A 21,989-nucleotide genomic window follows, 5' to 3' on the forward strand; every position below is an offset into this window, starting at 1 on the left:
CCCGACGAAAGCAGCGTATCAACGGGCGCCGAAGATCGCGGACCCGACGCGCACGCTGGTCGCCCCAAAGGCAACGGCCGTTTCATAGTCGCCAGACATTCCCATCGAGAGTTTCTCGACGCCGCAGTCCTTTGCAAGCTTCGCAAGCAACGCGAAATGTGGGCCGGGATTTTCATCCGCGGGCGGGATGCACATCAATCCCTCGACGGTGAGGCCGAGTTCGTCACGACAGAAAGCCACAAACATCACGACGTCGTCCGGCGCGATCCCAGCCTTCTGCGGTTCAAGCCCGGTGTTGACCTGAACATAGAGCCGAGGGGTCCTCGCTTGACGCTTCATCTCGTCCGCCAGGACACGGGCGATCTTTTCGCGGTCGATGGTTTCAATGACATCAAATAGCGCGACTGCCTCGGCCGCCTTGTTCGACTGCAATGGGCCGATGAGATGGAGTTCGATGCCTGGCGTTTCGGCTTTCAGTTCAGGCCATTTTCCCTGGCTTTCCTGAACCCTATTTTCCCCAAAGATCCGCTGCCCGGCCTGAAGCGCGGGGCGGATCGCGTCTGCGTCGAATGTCTTTGAAACGGCGACAAGCTGAACCGAACCGTCGGGCCGTCCGCCCCGTTGTTCAGCCACAGAGATACGCGAGCGCACATCGTTCAATCGCTCTTCAAGTTCCATCACTCGCCCTCGACATGACCGCATGGGAAGATGGCCATGCACTAAACGCCCGGGCTGTGCTTGCCAAGGCCCACACACCGGAAATCTTGGCCGACAGATCGGGATCGGACGCTTGCCGCACCCGTAAAACTTGACGCTACGGTGGTTTCATGGTGAAGGTCACCACCAACTTCCCCTGATTTTTCGGAAATACGAATACCATGGCAACCGAACGTTATAACCCGCGCGATGCTGAACCTCGCTGGCAGCAGAAATGGAACGAAGCGAAGGTCTTTGAGACCGACAACAGCGATCCGCGCGAGAAGTATTACGTCCTCGAAATGTTTCCGTATCCATCCGGCCGCATCCACATGGGCCATGTGCGGAACTACGCAATGGGTGATGTCGTAGCCCGCTACAAGCGCGCTCGCGGCTATAACGTGCTGCATCCCATGGGGTGGGACGCCTTTGGCATGCCGGCCGAGAATGCTGCCATGGAGCGCGGCGTGCATCCGGCATCCTGGACCTACCAGAATATCGCGTCAATGAAGTCCCAGTTGAAGGCGATGGGCCTCTCGCTGGACTGGAGCCGCGAATTCGCGACCTGCGATGTCGCCTATTATCAGCACCAACAGCATCTCTTCCTGGACTTCCTCGAGAAAGGGCTCGTCTATCGCAAGCAGTCGAAGGTGAACTGGGATCCGGTCGACAATACGGTGCTCGCCAACGAACAGGTGATTGACGGACGCGGCTGGCGTTCCGGCGCACTGGTTGAGCAACGGGAATTGACGCAGTGGTTCTTCAAAATCACCGACTTCAGCCAGGATCTGCTCGAGGCGTTGGATACGCTTGATCAGTGGCCGGAAAAGGTTCGACTGATGCAGAAGAACTGGATCGGCCGCTCCGAGGGCATGATGCTGCGCTGGGAGATCGTGCAGGAGACAGCTCCAGCCGGAGAAACCGAGATCGAGGTCTACACGACACGGCCAGACACACTTTTCGGCGCGTCGTTCCTGGCGATCGCGGCCGACCATCCGCTGGCCAAGGATGCCGCCGCGAAGAATCCGACTATCGATTCCTTTTGCGAAGAATGCCGCCGCGCCGGAACCTCGCTTGCTGCGCTGGAAACTGCAGAGAAGAGGGGCATCGATACCGGCATTCGCGTCAGACATCCTCTCGACCCTTCGTGGGAGTTGCCAGTTTACATCGCAAACTTTGTCCTTATGGACTACGGCACCGGTGCGATTTTCGGCTGCCCGTCCGGTGACCAGCGCGACCTCGATTTTGCGCGGAAGTACGGTTTGCCTGTAGTTCCAGTTGTCATGCCGGCAGATGGTGATGCTGCGACCTTCAGTGTCGGCGACGTCGCCTATGATGGCGACGGCGTCATGATCAACTCACGCTTCCTCGACGGAAAGTCCACCAGCGAGGCGTTCGAAATCGTCGCTGACCGTCTGTCATCGATGACGCTCGGTAATGCTTCACAAGGCGAGCGTAAGGTGAACTTCCGCTTGCGCGATTGGGGCATCTCGCGTCAGCGCTATTGGGGTTGCCCGATCCCAGTGATCCATTGTGATGATTGTGGTGTCGTTCCCGTTCCAAAGAAGGACCTGCCGGTAAAGCTGCCGGAAGATGTAACCTTCGACCAGCCGGGCAATCCGCTTGATCGTCATCCGACCTGGCGGCATGTCGCTTGCCCGCAGTGCGGCAAGGACGCACGACGGGAAACCGATACGATGGATACTTTTGTCGACTCGAGCTGGTACTTCACGCGCTTCACGGCGCCTTGGGAAACCAAGCCGACCGACCCGAGCGCTGCCAATCGGTGGCTGCCGGTCGATCAGTACATTGGCGGCATCGAGCACGCGATCCTGCACCTCCTCTATTCCCGCTTCTTCACTCGGGCGATGCGCGAGACAGGCCACGTCGACGCCAAGGAGCCATTCAAGGGTCTTTTCACGCAGGGTATGGTCGTGCACGAGACATACAGCCGCGGCACGGGTATGAGCCGCGAGTGGGTCGCACCGGCGGACATTCGCATCGAGGAACTGGAAGGGAAACGGCGCGCCTATCACCTCTCCAACGGCGAGGAAGTCGCGATCGGATCGATCGAGAAGATGTCGAAGTCGAAGAAGAATGTCGTCGATCCGGACGATATCATCGCTTCTTACGGCGCGGACACCGCCCGTTTCTTCGTGCTTTCGGATTCGCCGCCGGAGCGCGACGTCATCTGGTCGGAAGCAGGCGTCGAAGGCGCTCACCGGTTCACGCAGCGACTGTGGCGTCTGATTGCCGAGGCATCGGATAATCTGCGAGAAGTGGTGCCGACTCCGGCTAAGGATGGGGAAGCTCAGGCTATTTCGCAAATCGCGCACAAGACTCTGAAGGCGGTCCAGAACGACTACGATCGTCTCTGGTTCAACAAGGCTGTTGCGCGGATCTACGAGCTCGTCAACGCATTGGCCTCACCCTTGACCCGCGTCGCCGCAGGTGAGGGCGATATGGCGTATCGCGCCGCCGTGCGCAACGCCGCGGAGATCCTTATTCAGCTGGTAGCACCGATGACGCCACATCTGGCCGAAGAGTGCTGGGCAGTGCTGGGTAACGACGGTTTGCTGGCGCACACCGATTGGCCACGTTATGACGAGGGCCTTGTCGTTGAAAACGATGTGGTTTTGCCGGTTCAGATCAACGGCAAGAAGCGCGCCGAATTGACAATTTCTCGCGACGCAGATCAGAATGCCGTTACCGAAGGTGTGCTCGCATTGGATGATGTCAAGAAGGCTCTGAACGGTCAGACGCCTAAGAAGATCATCGTGGTTCCGCAAAGGATTGTGAACATTGTCGTTTGATATCGCTTTTAAGCTGCTACGCGGCTCGGGCATGGCCGCAATCGTTGCATCCACGGCCTTTCTTGCATCCTGCCAGGTTCGCCCTCTTTATTCCGAAAGCTCCGGCGTCGCGGGTAAACTCGCGTCTGTCGGCTTCTCGGAAGCGACGGGCCGCGTCGAGCAAGAAGTTCGCAATCGACTGATCTTCATCGCTTCACGCGGTGGTGGCGAGCCCGAGAACCCAGATTATAAGGTCGAACTCAGTGTTCGATCAAACGTCATCAGCACTCTGCTTGTCGCGTCATCAGATGAGTCTCTGGCCGGACGCGCGACTGTCAGCGTTGACTACACTCTGAAATCGACGAAGGATGGCCACGTCATCAAGGCCGGCAATCGCTATGCGACGGCCCTGCTTGACTTTCCAGGCCAGGAGTTTGCCAAGCAGCGCGCCATCCGCGACGCCGAGAACCGCGCCGCACGGCAGGCTGCCGAATTTGTTGGTGCCGATATTGCGGCTGCGCTTGGCCGCTAAGGAGCGGATTGTATGGCGGAGATCAAATCGCACGAGTTTGAGAGCTTTCTTGAGCGGTCCGCCCGCAACTACCGCCTCTTCGTAATCTATGGACCGGATCGTGGCCTTGTATCGGAGCGCGCTGCCTTGCTTGCCGGCAAGACAGGCGTTTCGCTGGAAGACCCATTTTCACTGATCAAGCTCGATATCGCCGACTTGCAGCGAGACCAGGGCCGGCTCTTGGACGAGGCTGGGGCGATCGGTCTTTTCGGGGGCGATAAGCTTATCTGGATCCGGGGAGCCGCCAACGAAAAATATCTTGCGGATTCCCTGCAGGCTCTTTCGGCGAGCACGCCGGAGGGCACATTTGTCATCATCGAGGCTGGGGACCTCAAGAAGGGCTCGCTCCTGCGCAAAGGCGCCGAGACCGCCCGCAATGTCATGGCGATACCTTGCTACTCCGACGATGCGCGCGCGCTTAACAGCTTGATAGACGGTGAACTTTCAAGCGCCGGTCTCGGCATCACGCCAGCTGCGCGCCAGGCCTTGCTGGAGCTTATTGGTGGGGACCGGATTGCCTCTCGCAACGAACTTAGAAAGCTCGTACTCTACTGCCGCGGTAAGTCGACGATAGAAGAGCACCAGGTTACGGAAATTATAGGCGACGCCAGCGCAATTTCGGTGGATGACGCCGTCGATGCGGTGCTGAGCGGCAATCCAACCAGCTTCCTGCACGCGATGCAGAAGATCATGTCGTCCAAGACTGCCGTGTTTCTCGTTATCCAGGCCTGTCTGAAGCAATTTCAGTTGCTGGATGCCATGAAGACCGAAATGCAAGAAAAGCGATTGCCGTCCGCGCAAGTCATGCAGACGCTCGGCCGTCATCTGCATTTTCGACGAAAGCCAATTATCGAACAAGCACTTCGAACTTGGTCTACAGAGGCCATAGCACGAGAAGCCAATCGTCTGCAGGCCGCCATCTTGCAGACCCGCAAGCGTGCGTCCCTCGAAGACAGTATCGCGCTCCAAACACTACTTTCAACCACACTGCAGTCGGCGCGCCGGTAGCGTTTCCCTTCAGCGGCGCTCGAGAAGACGGCAGATTTCCTCCAGCTGCTCCAACGACTTATAGGATATTCTGATCTGACCGCCGCTTGCTTTGTGATTGATCGTCACATCAAGACCGAGTGCATCGGTTAGGGTGCGTTCCAAGGCCAACGTATCTGAATCCTTCTGATCCTTTTGATGCGCCAAGGGTCTCGGCTCGGACTGAGCCTTGATATCATTTTGAGCCAAACGTTCGGCGTCACGTACCGACATGCCCTTTGATACGATCGTTCGGGCGAGGGCGGCCGGATCAGAGGTCGGCACCAAAGCGCGGGCATGACCGGCCGAAAGGCTTCCAGCGGCCAAGAGATCTCGGACAGGCTCCGGCAGCTTCAGAAGCCGCAACGAGTTCGCCACATGGCTGCGGCTCTTGCCGATGATTTCACCGAGATCGTTCTGGGTATAGCCGTATTCCGCGATGAGTTGCTCATAGCCGAGCGCCTCTTCCAGCGGATTGAGATCGGCGCGCTGAACGTTTTCAACGATCGCAATTTCGAGAGCGGTCTTGTCATCGACATCGCGCACGATCACGGGAATCTCGACGAGGCCGGCAAGCTGCGCCGCACGCCACCGTCTTTCGCCGGCTATGATCTCGTACTGGTTGGTCGCCAGAGTCCGGACGACAACGGGCTGAACGATGCCGTGTTGCCGAATAGAACTTGCAAGCTCGTGCAATTCGCCATCATCGAAGAACCGCCGAGGGTTGCGCGGATTACGACTGACGAACTCGATCGGCACCATTTGATCGGCGCTTACTCCGCGACTGGGCGCGTCAACAGGCATCGGCTGATCCATCTCACCGATCAATGCGGCCAGACCGCGCCCAAGTCTTCTTTTCGAGACGTCATCGTTCATGTCTTAACTCGCCATTATCTCTTTCAAATCACGCCGCAAGACGTTGACGTTCGCGTTGAATAACCTCCGACGCCAGCTGGAGATATGCCTGACTCCCTGCGCACTTCAGATCGTAGAGAATCGCCGGCTTGCCGTAGGACGGTGCTTCCGACACGCGAACGTTCCGTGGAATCAACGTATGGTAGACTTTCTCGCCAAGATGCGTACGGACATCGTTAACAACCTGTTGCGCCAGATTGTTGCGGGAATCGAACATCGTCAGCACGATCCCCTGGATATCAAGGTGGGGATTGACCGTGCGCCGCACCTGGTCGACGGTTTCTAGCAGCTGACTCAGGCCCTCCAGCGCAAAAAACTCGCACTGCAGCGGCACAAGCACGGAATGCGCGGCTGCCATAGCGTTCATGGTGAGCAGATTGAAGGAGGGAGGGCAGTCCACGAGAATATAAGAAAAGCGAAAAGCCGCTTCCTTCGCCAGCGCCTTCTTCAACTTGAAAACACGATCGCTTTGACTCGCGATCTCCATCTCAATACCGAGGAGGTCCATCGTCGACGGCACGATATGGAGATTTGGAACGGCAGTTTCCTGCGACACCTCTTCAATTCCATAATCGCCCAGCAACAGATCATAGGAAGATAGCCGGCGATGCTTTCGGTCGATGCCTAGACCAGTACTGGCGTTTCCCTGAGGATCGAGATCTACGATCAAGACCCGCTCACCGATTGCTGCAAGCGCCGTCGCTAAATTGATCGCCGTCGTGGTCTTACCGACGCCGCCCTTCTGATTTGCAATGGTGATTATCCGATTTCGTTCGCCAGCCATAGCCAAAGCCCGATCTGTTAAGCCACGCGCTGGAGATTGAAGATTTCCAAAATGACAGAATCCTGCTCGACAGCGCTCATATGTTCTAACAGATCGAATCCCCAGCCACCATGCGCTTTATTGAGCTCGCTCCGGTAATCCCGGCCTTTATGAAGATAGGCGCGAAGTTTTGCGTTCCGTTTCGACCACGGTTCAATATAACCAAAGAGCTTCTCGAGATCAGCAAGCGCCCGCGCGGACACGAAATCACAATCTTCCACGATCGATGGAGCATCCTCGATCCGAACCGGGTGTACAGACCCTCTGCCGCCGGTTTCGCGGAGGGCCGTGCGCAGGAATGCTGCCTTCTTATGATTGCTCTCAACGAGATGAACCCACCCCGCACCAAGCTCGGCCAACATGATAGCCGTGACAATCGCGGGAAAGCCACCTCCGCTGCCTAGATCGATCCAGCGAAGGGGGGTTGATTGGAGCTGGAAAATCTGAGCCGAATCGGCGATGTGGCGGTTCCACGCATCATCCAGGGTCGACGGCGCACTCAAGTTGATCGACCGCGCCCATTTTTGAAAGAGCGCCACGAAATGTTCGAGACGCTCCTGTGTTTCACGTGAAACACGTCGACCGTTCAGTTGCATTGTAGGACTCTCGCAGATTGCAATAAGATGATTTTCAGGCCGACGCCGCGACGTCAATCGCGTTGCGACGCAAGTGAACGAGCAGCAACGAAATAGCAGCGGGCGTCATGCCGTCAATCTTCGCCGCCTGTGCGACATTAAACGGGCGCGCAACACGCAGCTTCTGCTTGAGTTCATTGGACAAGCCGGAGAGCGCGTTGAAGTTGAAGTCATCCGGTATTACACGATCTTCATCCCGCTTGACCTGCGCGATGTCGGCAGATTGCCGCTGCATGTAGACGGCGTAGCTCGCCTCAATCTCCAAGGCCTCAGCCACGCGACCGCCGATCTCTTCTAGCTCGGGCCAAATCCGCTCAAGATCCGCGAGACTAAAATCGGGGTAGGAAAGAAGATCATAAGCCGATCGGCGCTGGCCGTCCTGGTTGAGCTTCAAACGAAAGCCCGCAGCTTCACTTGGCGTCACTGAGAGTGACTTCAGTCTAGCGCGACCCGCGTCCAAAGCATCGCTGTATGCCTCAAAGCGATCACGGCGCTTGGAGGAAGCCGCTCCTATGCGCATCGCCAGAGGCGTTAGGCGGATATCCGCATTGTCAGCGCGCAGCGATAGGCGGTATTCGGCGCGAGAGGTGAACATCCGGTACGGTTCGGCAACACCACGCGAGGTCAGATCGTCGACCATCACGCCGATATAGGAATCCGTTCTGCTGAAGCGGATCTCGTCCTGATCGCCGGAGAGCCGCGCCGCGTTAATACCGGCGACAAGGCCCTGCGCTGCTGCTTCTTCGTAGCCGGTGGTTCCATTGATCTGCCCGGCCAGAAAGAGGCCCGGCATCTTCTTGACTTCAAGCGTTGGTTTCAACTCCCGCGGATCGACATGGTCGTATTCGATCGCATAACCAGGCTGCAGAATGACGACCCGTTCGAGGCCGGGAATCGTGCGAATGAAGGCGTCTTGAATCTCGGCGGGCAGCGACGTCGAGATGCCGTTTGGATAGACCGTATCATCATCAAGTCCCTCCGGCTCAAGGAAGACCTGATGCCCGTCTCGTTCGCCAAATTTAACAAGCTTATCCTCAATCGACGGGCAGTAGCGGGGGCCGACGCCCTCGATTTGGCCGGAATACATGGCAGAGCGCTTTAGATTCTCAACGATGATGCGATGAGTCGCCTCCGTTGTCCGTGTAACGCCGCAATCAATCTGCGGGTTCACGATGCGATCGGTCATGAAGGAAAAGGGAACCGGATCTTCATCAGCGCCCTGGCGGCCGACACTCTGCCAGTCGATGGTCGTCCCATCCAGTCGCGCCGGCGTCCCGGTCTTCAGACGTCCAAGACGCAGCCCAAAGTTCAGCAGTGTTTGAGAGAGGCCAACGGATGGTTCCTCGCCGACACGACCTGCTGGAATCTTTTGATCGCCGATATGAATGAGCCCTCGTAGGAAGGTGCCGGTCGTCAGCACGACCGACCCGCACGCCAGAATCCGGCTATCTTTCATAACAACGGCGGTAACTCGACCATCCCTTATCGACAGGTCAAACGCGTCGCCTTCCACCACGGTGAGATTTTGAATACCCTCAATCTCCGCGAGCATCGCTTGTCGATAGAGCTTACGATCTGCTTGCGTGCGTGGGCCGCGCACTGCTGGGCCTTTCTTCCGGTTCAGCATACGAAACTGGATGCCGGCCGCATCAGCGACGCGACCCATGAGCCCATCCATTGCGTCGATCTCTCGAACCAGGTGACCTTTTCCAAGTCCACCAATTGCCGGATTGCAAGACATGACCCCGACGGTATCGCGTCGATGCGTCACCAGCGCTGTCTTGGCGCCAAGACGCGCGGCAGCGGCAGCGGCTTCGCATCCCGCATGCCCGCCGCCGATGACAATGACATCGAACCGTGAGGTAACCATTCTTCAAGCTCCTGAGATGGTCAGGTGATGCGCGATGTTGTCAGGCGAGTCAAGGCGTTTCACGTGAAACCTGACTGCCACGCCTGGGATCGGACGTTTCACGTGAATCATTTTCCGATACAAAATTCACCGAAGATCACATCAAGCAGGTTTTCGACATCAACACGTCCGGTTACGCGTCCTAAGGCATCGCCGGCAACACGGAGATCCTCGGCCCGCAAATCCAGACCGCGGCCCGGGGAAAGAAGGGATGCCTGTAAAGCCGCTAATGACCTTGAAAGCGCCTCTCTATGACGAGCGCGGCTCGGGATGGCCATCGATTGAGGCTGCACTTTTGCCTTTAGACGCTGTACGATTAAGCCTCGAAGCGCCTCCAGTCCCACGCCGTCCTTGGTGGAAATGACGAGATCATATTGCCTCACGCTTCGACTTGGAAGATCGGATTTCGTGCCCACCAAAACCGCACCTTCAGGAGGCTCTTCCGTCACGCTGTCTATCGATAGGTCTTCGATAAAGATCAGCAGGTCCGCCTCTGTAATGATCTTCTCCGCACGGCGAATACCCTCACGTTCGACGATCTCATCGGTGTCTCGAAGACCAGCAGTATCGTAGAGTTTGACAAGGTACCCGTCCATGCTCAGGTCAACCTGCAGCACATCGCGGGTTGTACCAGCGATCTCGGTGACGATCGCAATATCGCGCCTGGCTAGGGCGTTCATAAGGCTAGACTTGCCGGCATTAGGCTTGCCGGCGATAACGACCTTGAAGCCATCGCGGATAATTTCGCCGGCCTCCAGCTGCTCGAGATGGCTGGCAAGCTCCTCTGTCAGGCGCGACACATCCGCCCAAACTTGATCCGAGACTGAACCCGGAACATCCTCCTCATCGGGAAAGTCCAGCTCAGCCTCGATCAGCGCACGGGCGCGGGTCAGTCTCTCTGACCAGCCATAGTAGATCGAGGACAGGCCTCCCGAGCTCTGCTCGACGGCCAAACGGCGCTGCATCTCCGTTTCGGCAGCGATAAGATCCGCCAGACCCTCGACCTCGATCAGATCCAGCTTTCCGTTTTCAAAGGCTCGCCGCGAGAATTCTCCCGGTGCGGCAGGTCGCAAATTCGGAAACGCAGCGAGTTCGCGGTGTAGGGCGTCGACAACCGCACGACCTCCGTGGAGATGCAGTTCCGCGACATTTTCGCCGGTAAAGGAATGCGGCGCCGGGAAGAGCAGGACGAGGCCGGTGTCAATCACCAGACCATTACGAGTCCGAATCGATCGTAATGTCGCCTGCCGCGGGGGCGGAAGGCTCCCAATCAGAGCGGCAAGAACAGCCGGAACGTCCGCTCCGCTGATTCGCATGACGGCTAGACCAGCCGGTACAGCGCCACTCGACAGAGCGAATATCGTTTCCTTGTGGGGCAGCATCTTCCTTCTCCAGTTCAAGGCTGAAGGGAACGTTCGTTGAAATGACAAAGCCGGCCACATCGGTGACCGGCTTTGTTGACGAATCCGCCTAAGGATTACGTATTCATTGAATCGAAGAAGTCCGGATTGTTCTTCGTCTGCTTCAATTTGTCGATCAGGAACTCAATCGCGTCGGTTGTTCCCATCGGGGCCAGGATGCGGCGCAGGACGAAGATCTTCTGGAGATCCTGGCGCGGCACCAGCAGGTCTTCCTTGCGCGTACCGGACTTCAGAATGTCCATCGCCGGGAAGATACGCTTGTCGGCAACCTTGCGGTCGAGAACGATTTCAGAGTTACCGGTGCCCTTGAACTCTTCAAAGATGACTTCATCCATGCGGCTGCCGGTGTCGATAAGAGCCGTCGCGATAATCGTTAGCGACCCGCCCTCTTCGATGTTGCGGGCTGCGCCGAAGAAGCGCTTCGGGCGCTGCAGAGCGTTCGCGTCGACACCGCCGGTGAGCACTTTACCGGAGGACGGGACAACAGTGTTGTAGGCGCGGCCGAGACGCGTGATCGAATCAAGCAGAATCACGACGTCGCGCCCGTGTTCGACAAGACGCTTCGCCTTCTCGATGACCATTTCGGCCACTTGGACGTGGCGCACAGCCGGTTCGTCGAAGGTCGAGGAGATGACTTCACCGCGGACAGAGCGCTGCATGTCCGTGACTTCTTCCGGGCGTTCGTCAATGAGGAGAACAATCAGGTAGCACTCGGGATGATTCGCAGTGATCGAGTGCGCAATGTTCTGAAGGAGAACAGTCTTACCGGTACGTGGCGGCGCGACGATCAATCCACGCTGGCCCTTGCCAAGCGGCGCGACAAGATCGATGACGCGTGGCGACAGGTCCTTTGAGGTGGGAACATCCAATTCCATCCTGAAGCGCTCGTTCGGGTAGAGCGGCGTCAGGTTGTCGAAATGAACCTTATGACGAATCTTCTCGGGATCGTCGAAATTAATGGTGTTGACCTTCAGCAGCGCGAAGTAGCGCTCGCCTTCCTTGGGCCCGCGGATCGGGCCTTCGACCGTGTCGCCCGTCTTCAACGAGAAACGGCGGATCTGCGAGGGCGAGATATAGATATCGTCCGGGCCTGGAAGGTAGTTTGCGTTAGCAGACCGCAGGAAACCAAAGCCGTCCTGCAGAACTTCAACAACGCCTTCGCCGATGATCTCCACATCCTGGCTGGCAAGTACCTTCAGGATAGCAAACATCAATTCCTGTTTGCGCATCGTGCTCGCATTTTCGACCTCGAGCGATTCGGCGAATGCCAGCAGATCCGTCGGGGACTTACTCTTAAGTTCTTGAAGCTTCATTTCAGCCATGAAGTGACCATTACTCTTAAATTCTAGGGGGGAAGGCGATGTCGAGGGCTGTAATCGGTCCTGCGAAGGGATCGCAGACGATCGAACTTTACATACATGCCACCAGGATGAGGTGGAGCGAAAATAGCGAGTAAGGTTCACCACCGCAAGAGGGCTGCTTAAAATCAAGCAAATTTAACCGAACGACCTTTCATCAGAACGGCTTGACCACGACCAGAATGACAATCGCGATCATCAATAAGGTCGGCGCTTCATTCATGAAACGCCAGTACCGTGCTGACCGGCGGTTTTCATCGCGTTCGAACGTCTTGACCGCACGTGAGAAGAAGATGTGAATGCCGGTCAGAAGCACCACGAGACCTAGCTTCGCGTGCAGCCAGCCGCCATGAAAACCATAGACCGACCAGGCGAGATAAAGGCCGAAGATCCAGGTCAGCATCATTGCCGGATTCATGATTACCTTCAATAGGCGACGTTCCATCACTTTAAAGGTCTCCGACTGCGTCGAACCCGGTTCCGCATCGGTATGATAGATGAAAAGCCGCGGCATGTAGAAGAGGCCGGCCATCCACGAAATCACCGCGATAATGTGAAGCGCCTTGATCCAGAGATAGAGATCATCAGGATTCCAGAGAAATAGCCCAACAGCCAGAAATGCGAAGAACAGGATCGCGAAATGCGCGCGACGACGCGCATAGACGCCAGACCTTTCGTCAGTCTGCTTTTCCATCAGCTATCGCCTCCAGCTGCGGACATGCTCGACGAGCAGCTGGACGTTTTGAGGGTCGGCCTGGGGCGTGATGCCATGCCCGAGATTGAATATCAGCGGGCCGTCACCAAGCTTCTCGAGGATGTCATTGATACCTTCCTGGAGCGCCAAGCCGCCGGCAACGACCCGCATCGGATCGAGATTGCCCTGGACGGCTCCGTCCTTTTGCAGCTCAGCTGCGAAATCCAGAGGCACGGACCAATCAAGTCCGATCGCATCGGCGTTCGTTTTCCGGCGATAATCCTTCAGCAGGAAGCCGGCACCCTTGGCGAAGGCGATGACCCGAGCATTAGGCCGACGCGCCTTGATGGAGGCGATCATCCGCGCAACAGGTTTCACCGCGAACGCCTCAAACTCCCGCTCCCCGAGAACACCGGCCCAGGAATCGAAGATCTGTACGGCATCGGCCCCTGCATCAATCTGCGCGACCAAATAGTCGGCCGAAACCTCTGCCAGGACGGCAAGCAGATGTTCGAAGGCCTTCGGATGCTTGTAGGCAAAGAGCCGTGCGGGAGCTTGGTCGGGTGTGCCATGGCCGGCGATCATGTAGGTCGCAACCGTCCACGGAGCGCCACAGAAGCCCAGGAGAGTGGTCTCGGCAGGCAGCTCGCGCCGCAAGCGCTCCACCGTTTCGAGAACAGGCTTGAGGTAGTCGATGACGTGATCTGTCTCGATCCTATCGATTCCGCTTTCATCGATTGGATCCATCTCCGGTCCATGCCCCTCCGTGAAGCGAACGTTGCGCTTCATTGCATCTGGGATCACCAAGATATCAGAGAAGAGAATGGCCGCATCAAAGCCGTAGCGGCGAATGGGCTGGAGAGTAACCTCCACAGCATGCTCAGGAGAATAACAGAGATCAAGGAAACTTCCGGCCTTCGCCCGCGTCTCCCTATACTCAGGAAGGTATCGTCCTGCCTGCCTCATCAGCCATATTGGGGGAGGGCTGAGCGTTTCGCCATCCAAGACCCTCATGATTTTCCGGCGGCTTTCACCCACGCGCTTCTTCCCTATAAAAAATCTAAGATATTTTAAAAGGTTTCTATTTCTTAGAGTCTGTTTCTATCAAGGATTAAAATTCATCCACTGCCGGAGCCTTTTGTCGCGCCTCCCCCAGCCCGCGGCAATTGAGTGGCGGCCTCTTTGCGTTAGATCGCGGAAAAGTCAGAAAATACGAATTATTCCAACAGGATAAAAGGCCTCGCAGACGAGGTCAAGCTGTGGAAAAAACATAGATCGTGTTCGAATTGGCAGGCGCTATCCACAGAACCAACAAGCCGCGTCTGTCAGCTCCCATGAAATTCGATTTGTGGAAAAGGTGGCATGTTTTCCCTTGCCTAACACCCACCGGGTCTCTTAGCTCTCCGTTGTCCAGTCTTTTCAACAGGCCACGGAAAATAGCGTGGAGAACCGCACGAACTTCTTCCATCTGCATTTGATTTCTGACTCGACTGGCGAAACGCTAATTTCCGCCGGGCGCGCAGCATCGGCCCAATTCAAGTCCGCGCAGCCGATCGAGCACGTCTATCCGCTTGTCCGCAACCGCAAGCAGCTTTTGCAGGTTCTTCAATCGATCGACAGCCAGCCGGGTATCGTTCTCTACACGATTGTCGACCGAGAGCTCGCGACTTTCATTGACCAACGCTGCGCAGAGATGGGTGTTGCGTCGGTGAACGTGCTGGAACCGGTCATGAACGCTTTCCAGATCTATCTCGGTGCGCCGTCGCGTCGGCGCGTTGGCGCCCAGCACGTGATGAACGCAGGCTATTTCGCCCGCATTGAAGCGCTTAACTTCACGATGGATCATGACGATGGTCAGATGCCGGACGACTATAACGACGCTGATGTTGTAATCATCGGCATCAGTCGGACGTCTAAAACGCCGACGAGCATCTACCTTGCCAATCGCGGCATCAAGACCGCCAATATCCCGGTCGTTTATGGCGTACCGCTCCCAGAAAGCTTGTTCGCCGCGACCAAGCCGTTGGTCGTCTGCCTGATCGCCACGACTGATCGCATCTCGCAAGTCCGTGAGAACCGTATCCTCGGAGCAACGCCGGGATTTGATCGCGGGGAATATACTGACCGAGCCGCTATATCAGAGGAGTTGAAATACGCGCGATCGCTCTGCGCCCGGCACAATTGGCCACTCATCGACGTGACGCGGCGCTCCATCGAGGAGACGGCTGCTGCAATTGTTGCTCTCCGTCCGAAGCTGCGTTAAGCGCAGCGGCACCAGACCCGTTCGAGGCTCCATGACACCCAAACTTGTTCTCGCATCCTCCAGCCCGTTCCGCCGTATGCTGATGCAAAACGCTGGTCTCGCGTTCGAGGCTCATGCTGCCCACATCGACGAGCGCGCTGTCGAAGCACCTCTCGAACGCCAAGGTGCAACGCCGGATGCCGTCGCCCTCGTTCTTGCCAAGGCGAAGGCCAAGGAGGTCAGCGATCGGTTTCCTGCCTCCTTCGTGATCGGCTCGGATCAAACAATGTCTCTCGGCCCACAGACCTTTCATAAGCCTAAGGACATGGCCGATGCCGCGAACCACCTTGGAGTGTTGTCGGGCAAGACGCACCGGCTGAACAGCGCGATTGCGATCGCCTACGACGGCGACATCGTCTGGGAGCATGTCTCACACGCCGAGCTTACAATGCGCTCGCTCGATGCCGACTTCATCCAACGGCATTTGATGCGCGTCGGAGAGAAAGCGCTTGCGAGCGTTGGTGCTTACCAACTCGAAGGAGAGGGGCTTCAATTGTTTTCGCGGATCGAGGGCGACTATTTTACAATCCTGGGACTGCCGATGTTACCGTTATTGGAGAAGCTGAGAGAATTGGGTGCGATTGATGGATGATTCACGTGAAACACTTGGGCCACAGGCCTTCGTTACGGGCTTTCCTATCAAGCATTCCCGGTCGCCTCTCATTCATGATTACTGGTTGAAGACGCTTGAGCTCCCAGGATCATACCGCGCCCATGAAGTAGCACCGGCCAATTTTCCAGCCTTTATCGCGTCGATGAAGAGCGGCGACTCGGGCTTCGTAGGCGGCAACGTCACCATCCCGCACAAGGAAATGGCATTCAAGCTCGCCGACGATCCGGATGCACTTTCTGAGGAGCTCGGTGCATCCAATACGCTTTGGATGGAGGAGGGCCGGCTCAAGGCGACGAACACGGATGGACGCGGCTTCACTGCAAATCTGGACGAGCGGCATCCAGGCTGGGACAAGGCCCAGTCGGCTGTGGTCCTCGGTGCCGGTGGCGCGAGCCGGTCGATCATCCAGGCGCTGCGCGATCGAGGCATCAAGGAAATTCATCTGGTCAACAGGACGGTCGAACGTGCCAAGGAATTGGCAGATCGCTTTGGGCCGAGTGTAAACGCGCATTCGATGGCGGCTCTGTCGGAAGTCATGCGCGGTGCCGGTCTTTTCGTGAACACGACTTCGCTGGGCATGGACGGTGAGGATGCGCCAGAGATCGACTTTTCGCCGCTGCTGTCCGACGCAGTTGTAACGGATATCGTCTATGTGCCTCTGAAGACGCCTTTCCTTATCCAAGCCGAACGGCAAGGATTTGCCGTTATCGATGGTCTTGGCATGCTGTTGCATCAAGCCGTTCCAGGTTTCGAGAAATGGTTCGGACATCGTCCCAAGGTCGACGAGAAACTGCGTGCGCTCATTATCGAGGACATGGACAAGCATTGATGTTGCGGATCGGACTGACCGGCTCGATTGGGATGGGCAAATCAACCATGGCAAAGCTTTTCGCGGAAGCGGGAGTGCCTGTGAATGATTCCGATGCCGTAGTCCATGATCTCTATGCGGGGGAGGCGGCGCCCCTCGTCGATGCTGCCTTTCCCGGAACAATGAAAGACGGTGCTGTCGATCGGCAGGAACTGGCTCGCCAGCTGGTTGGAAGCGCTGATGGGTTCAAGCGCCTTGAAGCTATCGTCCACCCGCTCGTCAGAAAGCGTGAGGCGGAGTTCATTGAACGCGAACGGCAACGCGGCTCGCCGATGGTGCTGCTTGATATCCCGCTATTATTTGAAACGGGAGCCGAGAGCAGGATCGATGTGATCGTGGTCGTTAGCTGTGATCCACAGATACAGCGGGAACGCGTGCTTGCGCGGCCGGGTATGACAGTGGAAAAATTCAACATGATTCTTGCGCGCCAGACGCCAGATGCGGAAAAGCGAGCAAGGGCCGACTATGTGATCGATACTGGGCATAGCATCGAAACGGCCAGAAAGCGGGTCGCGGAGATCGTCTCGGACTTGAAGCAGCGGCTCGCCAACGGGGACTTCCGGAATGCGTGAAATCATCTTCGATACGGAAACCACGGGCCTGGACAACCGTGTGGACCGCATTATCGAGATCGGCGGCATTGAGCTTTTCAATCATTTCCCGACCGGCAATACGATCCACATCTACATCAATCCGGGCGACCAGAAAGTGCACCCGGATGCGCTTGCCGTGCACGGCATCACCGATGAGTTCCTGAAGGACAAGCCGTCGTTCGCAGATGTCGCGCAAAAAATTATCGATTTCTTTGGCGACGCGAAGTGGATCGCGCATAACGCCACATTCGATATGGGCTTCATAAACGCGGAACTAGCCCGACTTGATTTGCCGCCGATCCTGCCCGACCGCGTGCTCGATACGCTGTCGATGGCGCGCCGCAAGCATCCGATGGGCCCCAATTCACTCGATGCGCTTTGCCGTCGCTATGGCATCGACAATACACATCGAACGAAGCACGGCGCGCTTCTCGACTCCGAACTGCTTGCCGACGTCTACATCGAAATGATCGGCGGTCGTCAGGCCGCCCTTGGGCTCGGAAACGCTGTAAGCACGGCCGGTCAGGAAGTCGCGGTCGAAGAGATGATCATCGCCACGCTCGAACGACCACGCCCCCTTGCGCCGCGTCTCAGCGAAGCCGAGCAGCAAGCCCATGACGCACTGATTGCCAAACTCGGCGCGAAGGGTATTTGGGGAAAATACGATCTCACAAACTAAAAATGCCCGGGCGTGACCCGGGCATTTCATTTTGTTCAGCGTGCGACGTGCGCGCGGTCAGTTCGTGGTCGCCTGAACCTTGGCACGCGCCTGCTCTTCGGCAACGCGCTGCGCAAACATCTGAGAGAAATCGATTGGATCGATCATCAGCGGCGGGAAGCCACCATTGCGCGTGACGTCGGCAATGATCTGACGTGCGAATGGGAAGAGCATACGCGGGCACTCGATGAAGAGAACCGGCAGCATGTGCTCCTGTGGGAAGCCGGCAATCCGGAAGACGCCGCCATAGACGAGTTCGGTATGGAAGACCGTCTTGTCGCCATCCTTGGCTTCGGCGTTCAGAGACAGAACAACGTCGAAATCCGTATCGGAGAGCGGATTGGCGTTGACGTTGACATTGATGTTGATGGCCGGAGCCTTGTCACGTGCCTGCAGCGAACGCGGAGCACCCGGATTTTCGAAGGAGAGATCCTTGGTGTACTGGGCAAGGATGGTAAGGCTCGGGCTCGTTGCACCGTTATTGCTGTTTTCGTCGGCCATTGGCTTTTCCTCGAGGGCATTGGATGGTGCCGCTCTATCATTTCGGGCATGGTGTTACAACCCTGGGACATCGGGCGGCTCGCGCGTTAAGTCACTCGCCGAGATGCTTCCCTGACCAGGGAGAATTGTCGTTGGGTTCGCGTCGATAATCCTCGTCGTCAAGGTCGACGATCTTGGAGTCTTTGGCGCGGCTTGACGCTTTGAAGCCGCTTGTTGAACCGACGACAACGAAACGGCGGCTGACATATTGCCAGGCGAGATCACGCACGGCTGGAATGAAGATCAGCAACGCTATGATGTCGGTGATGAAACCGGGGACCATCAACAACAATGAGGCGATCACGAACATGGCTGGGCGAAGCAGTTCGCGGCCCGGCACCATGCCGTTTTGCCCCTCGGCCGACATACGGCGAAGGATCCCGATGCCTTGGCGTCTGAGCAAGGTCATGCCGACCATAAAGCTCAAAATGACAAGCGCTAGCGTCGGCCAAAGCCCAATTGCCTTTCCGACAAGCACGAAACCGGCAATCTCGGCGAGCGGAAGCAGCAGCAGAAAACCAGGCAAGATCTTCAAAGGCATTGTCTTACTCCGGCCTGAGCCGGACTCCGTTGGAGGGTCGTGTTGCCGACCCTATTTGAATCATCTGTATAGGCGGACTATATGGGAGTACAAATCAGGGAAGTTAACAGCGGCTGCGGCGGGATATGGGTTCAAACGACTTCATCACATTGTTTTTTCTTGTCGCGGCGGTGCTGATTTTTCTGCAGCTACGCAGTGTTCTCGGCCGCCGTACGGGCAATGAGAAGCCTCCACGCGATCTCTATACGCCGCGCGATGCTATGGGGCCGGAGTCTCCCGACGCTGGAAAAGTGGTGACACTGCCGCGGCGCGACGCATCGGGCGAAGAAGACGATCGCTTCGCCGCGATCGATGCTATCGCTCCGGCTGGCACCGCGCTCAACGCGTCTCTCCGCGAAATAAACAAGGCCGACGCCTCTTTCGATCCGAAGGAATTCGTCAACGGTGCACGAATGGCCTACGAGATGATCGTGATGGCGTTTGCGGATGGTGATCGTAAGACACTGAAGAATCTCCTGTCGCGCGAGGTCTATGACGGCTTCGACGCCGCCATCTCTGATCGTGAGTCTAAGGGTGAGAAGGTGAAGTCGACCTTCGTTGGTATCGATAAGGCGGAGATCGCCAGCGCCGAGATCAAGGGCACGGAAGTCCAGATTACCGTCCGTATCGTCAGCCAACTGATCTCGGCCACCTACGACAAGAGCGACAAGCTCATCGATGGCGACGCGGAGAACGTTGCTGAGGTCAATGATCTCTGGACGTTCGCGCGCGATACTCGCTCCCGCGATCCCAACTGGAAACTCGTGGCCACCGAATCGGAACATGAGTGAACACACTCCGGGCTTTGCCCTTCAAGCAATACGCTTCGATGATCTGGAAGGCTGGATGGATGATGATCCCTCCGGCCTTTTTGAAGCGATGGAAGCATGCCGGCGGCAGATCATTGAGATCAAGCCGTATCGGACAGGCTCACTCGGCTTGACAGCGCAGCACCTTTTGCCGTTGCTCGAAGCAGCGCGGAGCGAGAGCATTTCGTCGGCATCCGATGCCCGGGCCTTCTTCCAGTCACACTGTCGACCGTTCAGAATACTCCGCGCCGATGGCAATTCGGGTTTCGTCACCGCCTTCTACGAGCCCGAGATTATGGTCTCGGCTATGCCGGATGATGAATATCGCTTTCCCTTCTATCGCCGCCCTGATGATCTGATCGATCTTGATGCGGGCAATCGTCCTGCGTGTCTGCCCGAAAGCTACGCCTTCGGGCGGTTGAGCGACGGCAGCATCCAAGCCTATCCGGATCGGCGCGCGATCGATGAGGGCTTCCTGGCGGGTAGAGGATTGGAGATTGCTTGGGCGAAGTCGAAGGTCGATGTCTTCTTCGTCCATGTTCAAGGTGCCGCGCGCCTGCGCTACCCTGACGGGAGCATCGGACGTATCACCTATGCCGGGAAGGCGGGACATCCCTTCTCGGCGATCGGCAAACTACTCATCGAGCGCGGAGAAATCGAACGATCCGAGATTTCAATGCAGACCATTCGACGGTGGCTCGGCGCCCATCCGCATCAGGTGGACGAGATTCTGTGGCACAATCGCTCCTACATTTTCTTCCGTGAGGTCCCGGCAGCAGATCTGGACGCCGGCCCTGTTGCTGCGGCAAAAGTACCGCTGATTGCCGGACGTTCGCTGGCCGTCGATCGGCTCATTCACACTTTTGGCTTCCCGTTTTTCATTCGCTCCGAAGATCTCGTCGATCTCGATGGAGGCAAGCCGTTCGCGCGATTAATGCTTGCTCTCGACACCGGCTCCGCCATCGTCGGGCCGGCGAGGGGTGATATTTTCACCGGATCGGGGGATCAGGCAGGAGAGCTCGCTGGAACGGTGCGCCATGATGCCGACTTCGTCGTCCTGCTTCCCAATGCAGCCGCAGCGAGGTTCGCTTGATGGCACGAGATCGGAAGCTCAACACCGACGAAAGGATACTTTGGGGCAAGGTCGCGCGGAGCACACGCCCAATGCCCGGCAAGAAGGATGAACTGGCCGAACTCGACGCGTTTCTGACAGAGGCAGAGGTTGAAAAACAGACCGCAGCAAGCCCGAAGCAACCTTCCGAAGGTGAGGCCGAGCCGGCTACTCCGGTAGCTCCTAAAACACGGTCCGGTGTCCACCACCCGCTTGAAAGGCCGGTTAAGCGCAAGATCGCCAAAGGCCGACTGCCATTGGAAGCTCGAATCGACCTGCATGGGCTGGTCCAAAGCGAAGCTCATATATTGCTTCTCGAATTCCTGATGCGAGCCCACGAGCGAGGGATGAGACATGTCCTCGTGATTACCGGTAAGGGCAGTTCACTCGGCAGCGAAGGTGCTCTGAAGCGCGCCGTCCCGATGTGGTTCTCGAAGCCGGAGTTTCGGTATTTCATCTCGTCTTATGAAACGGCAGCCCACCATCACGGCGGCGAGGGCGCCCTCTACATCCGGTTGTCACGCCGCCACGGAGAGAGATCGTGACGCCGTTCGGTGAGGCTGTCCGTAAGTTACGCGAACGCAAGGGCGTCTCGCAAAAACAGATGGCGGCGGCTCTCAATGTGTCCCCAGCCTATCTGTCGGCACTCGAACACGGACGACGCGGTTTGCCGACGTTCGATTTGCTGCAGCGTATCGCCGGCTACTTCAACATTATCTGGGATGAGGCGGAAGAACTCTTCCTTTTGGCCCGCTCCTCGGACCCCCGCGTGGTCGTGGATACGTCGGGATTATCGGCCGAACATACCGCATTTGCGAACCTTCTTGCGGGGCGTATACGCGATCTTGACCAAACGACGCTTGGCGAACTGAGGAGCATTCTCGAAAACGGCGGAAAAGCGGACGGAAAACGGTCATAATCCCCTGATTTATAGCCAGTTTGAGCGTGCTGGCATTGGGAACTTGGATCAAAACCCTATATTCTGGCATGTAAAAGGCAGGTGATTCGCAAGTCT

Annotated in this window: 23 protein-coding genes; 12 read left to right on the plus strand and 11 right to left on the minus strand. The window is 57.2% G+C overall.

Annotated features, from left to right (window positions below):
- Positions 1–18 precede the first annotated feature (18 nt).
- Positions 19–678, minus strand: coding sequence for a YggS family pyridoxal phosphate-dependent enzyme (locus ATY80_RS15030; RefSeq protein WP_088693168.1), 660 nt, complete (start codon positions 676–678; stop codon positions 19–21).
- Positions 679–878: 200 nt separating this feature from the next.
- Here ATY80_RS15030 and leuS point away from each other — a divergent pair, with 200 nt between their 5' ends.
- Genes leuS through holA form a run of 3 tightly spaced genes read left to right on the plus strand, consistent with a single transcriptional unit; the run spans position 879 to position 5,067 of the window.
- Positions 879–3,509, plus strand: coding sequence for a leucine--tRNA ligase (leuS, locus tag ATY80_RS15035; RefSeq protein WP_088693169.1), 2,631 nt, complete (start codon positions 879–881; stop codon positions 3,507–3,509).
- Entirely contained in the window at positions 3,499–4,020 is a 522-nt protein-coding gene (lptE, locus tag ATY80_RS15040; protein WP_088693170.1) for an LPS assembly lipoprotein LptE, read from the plus strand. Before leuS ends, lptE begins: the two co-directional genes overlap by 11 nt.
- Positions 4,021–4,032: 12 nt before the next feature.
- Positions 4,033–5,067: a DNA polymerase III subunit delta gene (gene holA, locus ATY80_RS15045; RefSeq protein ID WP_088693171.1), complete on the plus strand. Its 1,035-nt coding sequence runs from the start codon at positions 4,033–4,035 to the stop codon at positions 5,065–5,067.
- A 9-nt stretch (positions 5,068–5,076) separates the two neighbouring features.
- Here holA and ATY80_RS15050 read toward each other — a convergent pair whose 3' ends face one another.
- From ATY80_RS15050 to hemE, 8 genes are all read right to left on the minus strand, one after another.
- Positions 5,077–5,961: a ParB/RepB/Spo0J family partition protein gene (locus ATY80_RS15050; protein WP_088693172.1), complete on the minus strand. Its 885-nt coding sequence runs from the start codon at positions 5,959–5,961 to the stop codon at positions 5,077–5,079.
- A gap of 28 nt (positions 5,962–5,989) precedes the next feature.
- A complete protein-coding gene (locus ATY80_RS15055) occupies positions 5,990–6,784 on the minus strand; it encodes a ParA family protein (protein ID WP_088693173.1) in 795 nt (264 codons plus the stop codon).
- 17 nt (positions 6,785–6,801) lie between these two features.
- Complete coding sequence (rsmG, locus tag ATY80_RS15060; protein WP_088693174.1) at positions 6,802–7,419, minus strand: 16S rRNA (guanine(527)-N(7))-methyltransferase RsmG; 618 nt, start codon at positions 7,417–7,419, stop codon at positions 6,802–6,804.
- A gap of 34 nt (positions 7,420–7,453) precedes the next feature.
- On the minus strand, positions 7,454–9,328 hold the full coding sequence (gene mnmG, locus ATY80_RS15065; RefSeq protein ID WP_088693175.1) for a tRNA uridine-5-carboxymethylaminomethyl(34) synthesis enzyme MnmG: 1,875 nt from the start codon (positions 9,326–9,328) through the stop codon (positions 7,454–7,456).
- A 107-nt stretch (positions 9,329–9,435) separates the two neighbouring features.
- Complete coding sequence (mnmE, locus tag ATY80_RS15070; RefSeq protein ID WP_088693176.1) at positions 9,436–10,749, minus strand: tRNA uridine-5-carboxymethylaminomethyl(34) synthesis GTPase MnmE; 1,314 nt, start codon at positions 10,747–10,749, stop codon at positions 9,436–9,438.
- A 95-nt stretch (positions 10,750–10,844) separates the two neighbouring features.
- Entirely contained in the window at positions 10,845–12,110 is a 1,266-nt protein-coding gene (gene rho / locus ATY80_RS15075) for a transcription termination factor Rho (RefSeq protein ID WP_007528691.1), read from the minus strand.
- A 193-nt stretch (positions 12,111–12,303) separates the two neighbouring features.
- The gene (gene hemJ / locus ATY80_RS15080) at positions 12,304–12,840 is read right to left on the minus strand and encodes a protoporphyrinogen oxidase HemJ (RefSeq protein WP_088693177.1); all 537 of its coding nucleotides are present in this window, start codon (positions 12,838–12,840) and stop codon (positions 12,304–12,306) included.
- Between the two features lie 3 nt (positions 12,841–12,843).
- Positions 12,844–13,878, minus strand: a complete 1,035-nt coding sequence (gene hemE / locus ATY80_RS15085; RefSeq protein ID WP_189637162.1) for a uroporphyrinogen decarboxylase — start codon at positions 13,876–13,878, stop codon at positions 12,844–12,846.
- A gap of 403 nt (positions 13,879–14,281) precedes the next feature.
- On the opposite strand from hemE, the gene ATY80_RS15090 reads away from it, so the two are divergent.
- Genes ATY80_RS15090 through dnaQ form a run of 5 tightly spaced genes read left to right on the plus strand, consistent with a single transcriptional unit; the run spans position 14,282 to position 17,895 of the window.
- Positions 14,282–15,103, plus strand: coding sequence for a pyruvate, water dikinase regulatory protein (locus ATY80_RS15090; protein WP_088693179.1), 822 nt, complete (start codon positions 14,282–14,284; stop codon positions 15,101–15,103).
- Between the two features lie 31 nt (positions 15,104–15,134).
- On the plus strand, positions 15,135–15,734 hold the full coding sequence (locus tag ATY80_RS15095; RefSeq protein WP_088693180.1) for a Maf-like protein: 600 nt from the start codon (positions 15,135–15,137) through the stop codon (positions 15,732–15,734).
- On the plus strand, positions 15,727–16,584 hold the full coding sequence (locus ATY80_RS15100) for a shikimate dehydrogenase (protein ID WP_088693181.1): 858 nt from the start codon (positions 15,727–15,729) through the stop codon (positions 16,582–16,584). The genes ATY80_RS15095 and ATY80_RS15100 overlap by 8 nt, the downstream gene beginning before the upstream one ends.
- Entirely contained in the window at positions 16,584–17,195 is a 612-nt protein-coding gene (coaE, locus tag ATY80_RS15105) for a dephospho-CoA kinase (protein ID WP_088693182.1), read from the plus strand. The genes ATY80_RS15100 and coaE overlap by 1 nt, the downstream gene beginning before the upstream one ends.
- Positions 17,188–17,895, plus strand: a complete 708-nt coding sequence (gene dnaQ, locus ATY80_RS15110; protein ID WP_088693183.1) for a DNA polymerase III subunit epsilon — start codon at positions 17,188–17,190, stop codon at positions 17,893–17,895. Before coaE ends, dnaQ begins: the two co-directional genes overlap by 8 nt.
- A gap of 57 nt (positions 17,896–17,952) precedes the next feature.
- On the opposite strand, the gene secB is transcribed toward dnaQ, so the two are convergent.
- On the minus strand, positions 17,953–18,435 hold the full coding sequence (secB, locus tag ATY80_RS15115; RefSeq protein WP_016556856.1) for a protein-export chaperone SecB: 483 nt from the start codon (positions 18,433–18,435) through the stop codon (positions 17,953–17,955).
- Positions 18,436–18,526: 91 nt separating this feature from the next.
- A complete protein-coding gene (locus tag ATY80_RS15120) occupies positions 18,527–19,015 on the minus strand; it encodes an FxsA family protein (protein WP_088693184.1) in 489 nt (162 codons plus the stop codon).
- A gap of 125 nt (positions 19,016–19,140) precedes the next feature.
- On the opposite strand from ATY80_RS15120, the gene ATY80_RS15125 reads away from it, so the two are divergent.
- The 4 genes from ATY80_RS15125 to ATY80_RS15140 are packed head-to-tail and all read left to right on the plus strand — an operon-like array spanning position 19,141 to position 21,893.
- The gene (locus ATY80_RS15125; RefSeq protein ID WP_088693185.1) at positions 19,141–19,845 is read left to right on the plus strand and encodes a Tim44/TimA family putative adaptor protein; all 705 of its coding nucleotides are present in this window, start codon (positions 19,141–19,143) and stop codon (positions 19,843–19,845) included.
- Complete coding sequence (locus ATY80_RS15130) at positions 19,838–20,956, plus strand: murein transglycosylase A (RefSeq protein WP_088693186.1); 1,119 nt, start codon at positions 19,838–19,840, stop codon at positions 20,954–20,956. Before ATY80_RS15125 ends, ATY80_RS15130 begins: the two co-directional genes overlap by 8 nt.
- Positions 20,956–21,519, plus strand: coding sequence for a Smr/MutS family protein (locus ATY80_RS15135; protein WP_088693187.1), 564 nt, complete (start codon positions 20,956–20,958; stop codon positions 21,517–21,519). The genes ATY80_RS15130 and ATY80_RS15135 overlap by 1 nt, the downstream gene beginning before the upstream one ends.
- On the plus strand, positions 21,516–21,893 hold the full coding sequence (locus ATY80_RS15140; protein ID WP_088693188.1) for a helix-turn-helix domain-containing protein: 378 nt from the start codon (positions 21,516–21,518) through the stop codon (positions 21,891–21,893). The genes ATY80_RS15135 and ATY80_RS15140 overlap by 4 nt, the downstream gene beginning before the upstream one ends.
- Positions 21,894–21,989: the final 96 nt, after the last annotated feature.

Origin of the sequence: Rhizobium sp. R711 (genome assembly GCF_002211365.1) — a bacterium.
Classification (GTDB): domain Bacteria; phylum Pseudomonadota; class Alphaproteobacteria; order Rhizobiales; family Rhizobiaceae; genus Rhizobium.